The organism is Pseudomonas sp. BP01 (assembly GCF_022760795.1).
Lineage (GTDB): Bacteria > Pseudomonadota > Gammaproteobacteria > Pseudomonadales > Pseudomonadaceae > Aquipseudomonas > Aquipseudomonas putida_Q.
This window is the reverse complement of sequence record NZ_JAFBKA010000006.1, coordinates 25,437-34,588: the sequence shown is the minus strand read 5'-3', so window position 1 is coordinate 34,588 and position 9,152 is coordinate 25,437. Positions and strand designations below refer to the sequence as shown.

Below are 9,152 nucleotides of genomic sequence, written 5' to 3'. Positions count from 1 at the left end.
GAACTCCCAATGCTGACCGGTAGCTACTCCTCTTCGCTGGTGTTGATTTCGCTGTGCGTGGCGATCCTGGCGTCCTACACCGCCCTTGACCTGACTGGCCGCATCGCCACGGCCAAGGGCCGCGCTGCCTACTTGTGGATGGGCGGCGGTGCGCTGGCCATGGGCATCGGTGTATGGTCGATGCACTTCATCGGCATGCTTGCGTTCAGCCTGCCCATCGACCTGGGTTACGACCTTGCCCTGACCGCGTTCTCGCTGTTGATCGCCGTGCTGTCCTCGGGTTTTGCCTTGTGGCTGGTGAGCCAGCCGAGCCTGCCGGCGCTGCAACTGGGGTTCGGCGCGCTGATCATGGGGGCCGGCATCGCCTGCATGCACTACACCGGCATGGCCGCAATGCGCATGCTGCCGGGCATCGATTACGACCCGACGTTGTTCGGTGCCTCGCTGCTGATTGCCGTGGGCGCCTCGGCGGCGGCGTTGTGGATTGCCTTCCGCCTGCGCCGGCACACCCCGTATGTGCGGCAGATCCGTGGTCTGGCCGCGGTGGTCATGGGCATTGCCATCGTTGGCATGCATTACACCGGCATGGCGGCGGCGAATTTCCCCGCAGGCAGCTTCTGTGGTGCGCTGGGCGACGGGCTGCAGGGCGACGGCCTGGTGTATCTGGTGCTGATCACCACCCTGGCGGTGCTGGCGGTGGCCTTGCTGACCTCGGTGCTGGACGCCCGCCTGGAGGCACGCACCGCCGAGCTGGCCCGTTCGCTGACACTGGCCAACCAGGAACTCACTCAGCTTGCCCTGCACGACACCCTTACCGACTTGCCCAACCGCACATTGCTGGCTGACCGCATCGAGCAGGCCATCGCCAAGGTGGCGGAGCAGGGCGGCTGTTTTGCCCTGATGTTCATCGACCTGGATGGCTTCAAACCGGTCAACGATGCCTTTGGCCACCATATCGGTGACCTGCTGCTCAAGGCCGTCGCAGCGCGCCTGCGCGGCCATCTGCACAGCCAGGACACCCTGGCGCGCATCGGCGGCGACGAATTCGTGCTGCTGGTAGAGCTGCAGGAACCTGATGATGCCATGGACGTGGCGGTCAAGCAGGTGAACCTGGTGTCGCGGCCATTCCGCGTGGCCGAGCACGACCTGCAACTGTCGGCGAGCCTGGGCATCGTCCTGTACCCCGGCAACGGCCAGGACCAGCACGAGTTGTTGCGCAATGCCGATGCTGCCATGTACCACGCCAAGAGCGCGGGCAAGAACGGCTACAGCTTCTTTGATGTGTCGATGAACAGCAACGCACGTCAGCAACTGCAACTGCTGCAGGACCTGCGCCAGGCCCTGGAGCAAGGCCAGTTCCGCTTGCATTACCAGCCCAAGTTCGACGCCCAGGCCTGCCTGCCGATTGGTGCCGAGGCTTTGTTGCGTTGGGAACACCCGCAGCACGGTCTGTTGCTGCCCGACCGCTTCATAGGCCTGGCGGAAAAGACCGGCCTGATCATACCGATCGGTGAGTGGGTACTTGACGAAGCCTGCCGGCAGATGCGGCATTGGCTGGATGAGGGGCACGAGGGCTGGCGCATGGCGGTGAACCTGTCGGCCATCCAGTTCTGCCATGCAGGGCTGGTCGAAAGTGTGGCCCGGGCCCTGCAGGAGAACGGGTTGCCGGCCAATTGCCTGACCCTGGAAATTACCGAAACCACCGCCATGCACGACGCCGATGCCAGCCTGACCGTGTTGCAACGCCTGTCCGACATGGGCGTGGACCTGTCCATCGATGATTTCGGCACCGGCTACTCCAGCCTGATGTACCTCAAGCGCCTGCCGGCCAACGAGCTGAAGATCGACCGTGGCTTCGTGCGAGACCTGGAGCAGGACAGTGACGATGCAGCGATTGTCTCGGCAATCGTCGCATTGGGCCAGGCACTGGGCCTGCGCATCGTTGCCGAAGGGGTGGAGACCGACAAGCAGCAGGACTTCCTGACCCGACTGGGCTGTGATTCGCTGCAAGGATACCTGCTGGGGCAGCCGGTACCGGCCGAGCAGTTCATGGGCAAGTTGCAGGCCTTGCGCCAGGACAAGAGCGTTGCAGGCTAAACAGCGCGGCGCAAGGAGAGGGCGGGTATGAACGCGTCCATTTCCGCTTCGACGGCTTCGATAATGCGCTCCACATCGGCTGCGGCCATGATTGCTGAACACGGGATGCCGGCGATAGCCATGAGGGTTTCGCCGGTGGCGCGGTCGAACAGCCGCGCGACCATGCTGCGCGGCGCATCCATGTTGGCTTCGAAGCCCAATGGATGAAAGTGCCAGCGCATCACCTGGCAGGCGTTGGGGAACGTCATCTTGTTCATGCCAGCCTCCTTGTCCGTGCCTGGACGTGGTGAGCGGGTGGCCACATCGATGCAGCCGCCGGGAAGGTAAACATAGCACCTGCCACGGGCGATTCTCGGCTGCAAACATGACAAATGTAGCAATCCATGACTTGGGTCACATCCGTCTGATCATGCCCATAAGCCGGCTGCCTTCAGGCAAACGTTTACCTCACGCGATAGCGCCGGTTATCCGCTTCAATCCGAGCGTTTTAACGGGTTATCGGCGAAACATTTTTCGGACGAGCGGCAGGCTCACCCCAGCAGCCCGGCCGCGATGTTGATGGTGAACCCCAGGATTGCAGTATTGAACACGAAACCCACCAACGAATGTGCCAGCACTACCCGCCGCAGTTGCCTGCCGGCAACGCCTACGTCGGAGGTTTGCACGGCCACGCTGATGGTGAACGAGAAGTAGTGAAAGTCCCAATAGTCCGGGTTGCGCTCGCCGTCGGCGAAACGTAACGGTGGTTCATGGTTGCGTCCGGTATAGAACAGGCGGGCGTAATGCAGGCTGAAGATGCAACCGATCAGCAGCCAGGAGCCGGCCACTGTCAGGCCGGTGTAGAGATAATGCAGCGCCAGTGCCGTGCCCTGCAGGCCTTTGCTGGACACCAGTTGCAGGGTGACTGCAGCGAGGCTGGCGATGGCCGCGATGCACACGGTGAGCAGGACCATGCCGGCGTTTTCGTCTTCGAGGCGGGCAACCCTGCGGACCTTTTCCGGGCTGGCGCCCCAGGTGAGGTGCAGCACCAGCAGCAGGTACAGCCATACGCCAAGGTTCCAGCCGGCGAGGATGTGCTGCATGGTGTCACTGGCGGGGATCAGCCAGGCGCCGACAAGGCCGACTGCGGCGGCGAGGCTCAGGCGGGGGTGGGTTCGGGTGAGGCGGTGGAAAGCCATGGGGCCACATTTACTGGGGTGTGGCTACTACTCTAGACGGTTGCGGCCGGGGTACTGGTTTACACGGTCTTTGTGGGAGCATTGCCTGCTGTTTTCTTTGATGTCGCCCATCGCACGGCATTGCAACTCTCAGTACACTGCATGCTCAAACACCAACATCCGTTGAACTCGAGGTTTTTGCATGACGCTCAGTCCTTTGGCAGGCAAGCCGGCTCCGGCCAGCGTGCTGGTCGATATTCCCCGACTGCTCACCGCCTACTACACCGGCCGCCCCGACGCTGCCGTGGCGGCCCAGCGGGTGGCCTTCGGCACCTCGGGGCACCGGGGCACTTCGCTTGAATTGAGTTTCAACGAATACCACGTGCTGGCCATCACCCAGGCCATCTGCCTGTACCGCCAGGAAAAGGGCATCGATGGCCCGCTGTTCATCGGCGCCGATACCCACGCACTGTCGGCACCGGCCACTGCCAGCGCCCTGGAAGTACTGGCAGCCAATGGTGTGCAGGTGATGCTGTCCAAGGACGACGAATACACGCCCACGCCGGCGGTGTCCCACGCCATCCTCTGCCATAACCGTGGCCGCCAGCAGGGCCTGGCCGACGGCATCGTCATCACCCCCTCGCACAACCCGCCGCAAAGCGGTGGCTTCAAGTACAACCCGCCCAATGGAGGCCCTGCAGACAGCGACGTGACCAAATGGGTCGAGGCCAAGGCCAACGAGTTGCTGGCAGCGAACCTGGCGGGCGTCAAGCGCATGGACCATGCCCAAGCGCTGAAGGCCCCGACCACCCAGCGCCACGACTACGTGAGCAGCTACGTGGCGGACCTGGAAAACGTCATCGACTTCGACGTCATCCGCAGCGCCAAGCTGCGCCTGGGCGTCGACCCGCTGGGCGGGGCAGGGGTGCGCTACTGGTCGGCCATCGCCGAGCACTACAAGCTGGACCTGGAAGTGGTGAACACCGAGGTGGACCCGACCTTCCGCTTCATGACTGTCGACTGGGACGGCCAGATCCGCATGGACCCTTCCTCGCCGTATGCCATGCAAGGCCTGATCGGCCTGCGCGAGCGCTTCGACGTGGCCTTTGCCTGCGACCCGGACCACGACCGCCACGGCATCGTCACCTCTGACGGCCTGCTGCAGCCGAACAACTACCTGGCCGTCGCCATCGACTACTTGTTCCGCCACCGCCCGCAATGGCGCACCGACGCCGCGGTGGGCAAGACCGTGGTGTCCAGCGGCCTGATCGACCGCGTCACGCAGCGCCTGGGCCGTGAGCTGTACGAAGTGCCGGTGGGCTTCAAGTACTTTGCCCAGGGGTTGTTCGACGGCTCGCTTGGCTTTGGCGGCGAAGAGAGTGCCGGTGCGTCGTTCCTGCGCCGTGATGGTTCGGTCTGGGCGACCGACAAGGACGGGCTGATCCCGGCCTTGCTGGCCGCCGAGATGACCGCCCGCACCGGCCGCAACCCGAGCCAGGCGTATGCCGACCTGACTGACGCGCTGGGCAAGCCGTTCGCCACCCGTGTCGAGGCCAAAGCCGATGCGCGACAGAAGGCGTTGTTGAGCAAGCTGGCGCCGGAGCAGGTGAAGTCGACCGAACTGGCCGGTGAGCCGATCGTGCAGATCCTGAGCCACGCACCAGGCAATGGCCAGGCGATTGGCGGGCTGAAGGTGATGACCGCCAATGGCTGGTTCGCCGCGCGGCCGTCGGGCACCGAGGACATCTACAAGATCTACGCCGAAAGCTTTATCGACGAGGCGCACCTGCAGCGCCTGGTGCAGGAAGCGCAGGTGCTGGTGGATGCGGCGATTGCCTGACCGGTAACAAACAGCTTGGTGCTGCGGTGCAACGTAAATTAGAATTAATCCTATTTACGCCGCCGCAGGGCCATCCCCATGATCGACGTCGCGCCGCCACCGGAGCCTAGCCTGCCTGCCCTGTACCGGGAGCATCGCAGCTGGCTTGAAACCTGGCTACGCCGGCGCCTGGGCAATGCCTGGGATGCCGCCGACCTCAGCCAGGATACCTTCCTGCGGGTACTGACCAGTGCCCAGCCATTGGCAGACATTCGTGAGCCACGCGCCTACCTGCTGACCGTGGGCAAGCGGCTGCTGAGCAACTTCCACCAGCGGCGCAGCCTGGAGCAGGCCTACCTTGATGCCCTGGCGCATCTGCCCGAGCAGCACGTGCCCTCGCCAGAGCAGCGCTGGGTGTTGCTGGAAACCCTGCAAGCCCTGGACGAGCTGCTCGATGGCCTGAAGGCGCCGGTGCGCAAAGCCTTTCTCTGGAGCCAGCTCGAAGGCCTGGGTTACGCCGAAATCGGCAAGCGGCTGGGCGTTTGCGAGCGCTCCGTAAAACGTTACATGGCGCAGGCTTACGAACATTGCCTGCTGGCCGAGTTGCAATGACCACCCACTCCCCCGAGAACCGCGAAGCGGTGCGTGCTGCCGCCCGCTGGCTGGCGTTGCTGGATTCTGGCGATGCCAGCGAGACGGACTTGTTGCGCCTGGCGCAATGGCGGGCCCGCAACAGCCTGCATGAAGACGCCTGGCAGAAGGCATCATTGCTGCGCGAGCGATTTTCCGGGTTGCCCGGGGCGTTGGCCATGGCCGCCCTCGACCGCCCGGACGCCGGCCGCCGCGCGCTGCTCAAGCAAGCCCTGGGTGTAGCGGCGCTGCTACCGGCCGCCTGGCTGGCAAGCCGGGAGCTGCCGCTGGAGGCCTGGACGGCCGACATGCGCACAGGGGTAGGGGAGCGCCGGCAGGTGCTGCTGAGCGATGGCACCTTTGTACAGCTGAACACCGACAGTGCGGTGGATATCGACCTGCGCGCGCGCCGGCTGACGCTGTTGCGCGGCGAAGTGGCGGTCAGGGTACCCGATAGCCTGAGCCTGGCCGTGCAGGTGCCTTACGGGCAGGTTGCACTCAGCGCTGGCGACTTCAATGCAGGTGAAGTGTGCTTGCGCCTGGTCGATGAGGCCTGCCGGGTTTCAGTGGTCAAGGGGCTGGCCAGCCTGCAGCCACTGCGTGGCGCGGCCCAGGTGCTGCAGGCCGGTCAGCAGGCCAGCTTGCAGGTGGCTGGCGTCGGCCCGGTTACGGCCCTGGACGAATGGCTGCTGGGCTGGCGCGAAGGCGTGCTGCGTCTGGATGACCGCCCCTTGGGCGAGCTGTTGCATGAACTGCGACGGTACCGCCCCGGCGTGCTGCGCTGGTCCCCGGAACTGGAACAGCTCAGGGTCACCGGCACTTTCCGCCTTGACGATACTGATCGGGTGCTGGCCTTGCTTGCCGCCAGCCTGCCGTTGCAGGTGCAGGCACGCACGCGTTACTGGGTGAGCCTGGCTGCGCGAGAAAATCGTGCATGAGGCTGTCCCCTTTTTTTCACTCGCCGGTCATTACCGGTAGAAGAAACCAAAGGGGAGCCTTGTTCAATGCCTGCAGTAATGTCTTGCCGCTTGCGCCCACTGGTGCGCGCAGTGCGGCCGTTGTTCGCCATGAGCCTGTTGTTGTCTGCACCCGCCTGGGCCGATGAGGCGGCGCGGCGTGCCTATCAGGTGCCGGCCGCCAGCCTGGGCGCCGCACTCACCCGGTTTGCCGACCAGGCCGGCGTCAGCCTTTCGCTGGACCCGGCACTGGTCCGGGGCCGGCAGAGTAGCGGCCTGTCGGGTAGCTACAGTGTCGAAGAAGGCTTCCTGCAGCTGCTACGTGGCAGCGGCCTGCAGTTGCTGCCGGTGGGCGAGGGTGCGTTCACCCTGGCGCCGCAGCCCCAGGCGGGTGGGGCGCTGGAAATCGCCCCGACCAGCATTGTCGGCGGCCTGGCGGCGGGCGGCGAAGCTCAGCCTTATGCCGGTGGCCAGGTGGCGCGCCAGGGCGCACAAGGGCTGCTTGGCTCTCGCGACTTCATGGAAACCCCATTCAGCATCACCAGCTACACCAGCGAGCTGGTGAAGAACCAGCAAGCGCGAACCTTGGGCGAGCTCATCGCCACCGACCCCTCGGTGCGTGCCACCAACCCGGCGGGTGGGCGTTTCGAGCAGTTCACCATTCGCGGCTTCAGCCTGTTCAACAGTGATGTGGCGTACAACGGCCTGTACGGCATCTTGCCGACCTACTCGATTGACATGGAAATGGCCGATCGGGTTGATATCATCAAAGGCCCCAGCCAGTTGATCAACGGCATTTCGCCGCGAGGCAGCGTGGGCGGCGGCATCAATGTGCAGCCCAAGCGGGCCGGCGACAAGCCGCTCACCGAGTTTACCGGCAGCTATGCGTCGGCTGGCCAGGCAGGCGGCGCGGTGGACGTGGGCCGGCGCTTTGGTGAAGGCCAGCAGTTTGGCGTGCGCTTCAACGGTGTGAAGCAGGCGGGCGATACCGAGTGGGACCACCAGCGCGTCGAGCGCGAAATGGCGGTGCTGGGCCTGGATTTTCGTGGCGAGCGCCTGCGCTTGTCGGCAGACCTCGGCCACACCGAGCGTGACACCGATGCGCCGCAAGAGCGTGTGCTGATAGGTGCCAACGCCAAAGTGCCGGACGCCAACGATGTACGCCACAACTATGCCCAGGCCTGGAGCAAGGCGCGCACCAACGACACCTTTGGCGCACTGCATGCCGAGTATGACGTCAGCGAGTCGCTGCTGGCCTATGGCGCGGTCGGCGCGCGCAAAAGCAACCATGATTTCCTGCGGCATAACGTGTCCATCACCAACGATGCCGGTGATTTCACCGTGCAGCCGCGCGACTTTACCCGCGATGAAACGGTGCGCACCGCCATGGCGGGTGTGCGCAACTGGTTCCACACCGGGCCAGTCAGCCACGAGCTGAAACTGGCCGCCACGTACTTCTACATGGACTTCACCAACGGCGGCGCGCGCTATGCTTCGGCGCCCAGTAATCTCTACAACCCGGTAGTGACGCCTACGCCTGGTACCCCCACCCGCATCGATCCAGAGGTCTACACCGAAAACCGCTTCTCTGGCGTGGCCCTGGCCGACACCCTCGGGTTTTTCGATGACCGTCTGCTGCTGACCCTGGGGGCGCGCTGGCAGCGGGTGCAGGTGGATGACTGGAGCGACGGCGTCAAAGGCGACACCGCCTACGACGAAGAAAAGGTCTCGCCTTCTGGCGGCGTGTTGCTCAAGGTTACCGACCAGCTGTCGTTGTACGCCAACTACATGGAAGGCCTGAGCCAGGGCAAGATCGCACCTTCGACTTCGATCAACGAAGACCAGATCTTCCCGCCGTTCACCAGCCGCCAGGTCGAGGTGGGAGCCAAGTACGACCTGGGCCAGGTCGCCTTTACCGCCAGTGCGTTCCGCATCCGCCAGCCGGCGTACGAGACCAACGCCACTTCGCGGGTGTTCGGCCCCAATGGCAAACGCGACAACCGCGGTATCGAGCTGAGTGTGTTCGGTGAACCCGTACAAGGGGTGCGGGTGCTGGGTGGGGTGATGTATATCGATAGCGAGCTGACCGATACCGTGGGTGGCGCCGTTGATGGCAACCGTGCGCCGGCCACGCCCGAGTACAACGTCAACCTCGGCGCCGAATGGGACGTGCCGGGGGTGAATGGCCTGACCCTGACGGCGCGGGGCATTCACTCCAGCTCGCAATACCTGGACCAGAACAACAGCAAGCAGATCGATGGCTGGGAGCGTTACGACCTGGGGGCGCGCTATGCCTTCAAGGTGGACGCTACCGAGGTTACCTTGCGCGCCAGTGTCGAGAACGTGCTGGATGATCGCTACTGGAGCTCGGCCGGTGCCTCGGATGACAGTGAGCCGGGGCTGACCCTTTCCACGCCGCGTACCTACCTGCTATCGGCAACCGTTGGTTTCTAGCTCAGACAGCCGGGGCCACTTTGCGGCCCATCGCCGGCA

7 protein-coding genes are annotated in these 9,152 nt (G+C 64.4%); 5 read left to right on the top strand and 2 right to left on the bottom strand.

All coding sequences use genetic code 11. From position 1 onward, the window contains the following. The first annotated feature begins 9 nt into the window (after positions 1-9). Positions 10-2,097, top strand: coding sequence for a bifunctional diguanylate cyclase/phosphodiesterase (locus tag JOY50_RS07335; protein WP_132843525.1), 2,088 nt, complete (start codon positions 10-12; stop codon positions 2,095-2,097). Here JOY50_RS07335 and JOY50_RS07330 read toward each other — a convergent pair. Further along, the gene (locus JOY50_RS07330; RefSeq protein ID WP_132843521.1) at positions 2,094-2,354 is read right to left on the bottom strand and encodes a DUF1652 domain-containing protein; all 261 of its coding nucleotides are present in this window, start codon (positions 2,352-2,354) and stop codon (positions 2,094-2,096) included. The two genes, JOY50_RS07335 and JOY50_RS07330, sit on opposite strands and share 4 nt — an antisense overlap. A gap of 273 nt (positions 2,355-2,627) precedes the next feature. Then, positions 2,628-3,275 (bottom strand): DUF1345 domain-containing protein, encoded by a 648-nt coding sequence (locus tag JOY50_RS07325; RefSeq protein WP_243055002.1) that lies wholly within the window; start codon positions 3,273-3,275, stop codon positions 2,628-2,630. 181 nt (positions 3,276-3,456) lie between these two features. Between JOY50_RS07325 and pgm the strand changes: the two genes are divergently transcribed. From pgm to JOY50_RS07305, 4 genes are all read left to right on the top strand, one after another. Then, positions 3,457-5,094: a phosphoglucomutase (alpha-D-glucose-1,6-bisphosphate-dependent) gene (gene pgm / locus JOY50_RS07320; RefSeq protein WP_132843515.1), complete on the top strand. Its 1,638-nt coding sequence runs from the start codon at positions 3,457-3,459 to the stop codon at positions 5,092-5,094. A 78-nt stretch (positions 5,095-5,172) separates the two neighbouring features. Beyond that, positions 5,173-5,685 (top strand): sigma-70 family RNA polymerase sigma factor, encoded by a 513-nt coding sequence (locus tag JOY50_RS07315; protein ID WP_132843511.1) that lies wholly within the window; start codon positions 5,173-5,175, stop codon positions 5,683-5,685. Further along, a complete protein-coding gene (locus JOY50_RS07310) occupies positions 5,682-6,641 on the top strand; it encodes a FecR domain-containing protein (protein ID WP_243055001.1) in 960 nt (319 codons plus the stop codon). The genes JOY50_RS07315 and JOY50_RS07310 overlap by 4 nt, the downstream gene beginning before the upstream one ends. A 66-nt stretch (positions 6,642-6,707) precedes the next feature. After that, positions 6,708-9,113 carry a TonB-dependent receptor gene (locus JOY50_RS07305; protein WP_243055000.1) on the top strand — a complete coding sequence of 802 codons (2,406 nt, stop codon included), beginning with the start codon at positions 6,708-6,710 and terminating at the stop codon, positions 9,111-9,113. Positions 9,114-9,152 lie beyond the last annotated feature (39 nt).